A 471-nucleotide genomic window follows, 5' to 3' on the forward strand; every position below is an offset into this window, starting at 1 on the left:
GGCTCTCCGCGTTTGAGCGGGGCGTGTGCTGATTTCATGCTGCTGGTCTCTGCCCTCGGGTGAGGGCGATGTGGACCATGATGCGCCTTCGGTAGTTGTCCATGTTGGTGAAGCCGCATCCGACACGCTTGGTTTGCTTGATGATCCGGTTGAAGCCCTCGGTGCGGGCGTTGGTCACGTCCTCGGTGAGCGCGACGAGCACCGCTGGCCACCAGGTGTCGATCGTGGTCGCCAGGCGGCTGGTTTCCTCCATGTCGGCGCGGGCGGCGGCGTCGTAGAAGTCGTACAGCCTGCGCCGGATCTGGTGCGGCTGGTGTTCGGCCAGCAGCAGGCGCAGGCGTTCCTTGACGGCATGCGCGGCGGCCGTGCAGTTGCCGGGTGATCCGTTGACGGACCTGGGTGACCATGAGGTTGGCGAGGGCGACGAGATGCCACTTGTCGACTGCGATCCGCGCGTCCGGCAGGGCGGTG

1 pseudogene is annotated in these 471 nt (G+C 66.2%); it reads right to left on the minus strand.

The annotated features are described in order from the left end of the window. Positions 1–34 precede the first annotated feature (34 nt). Positions 35–407: pseudogene (locus tag GOSPT_RS22820) on the minus strand (transposase). Between the last annotated feature and the right edge of the window lie 64 nt (positions 408–471).

The sequence above is a fragment of the Gordonia sputi NBRC 100414 genome, assembly GCF_000248055.1.
Lineage (GTDB): Bacteria > Actinomycetota > Actinomycetes > Mycobacteriales > Mycobacteriaceae > Gordonia > Gordonia sputi.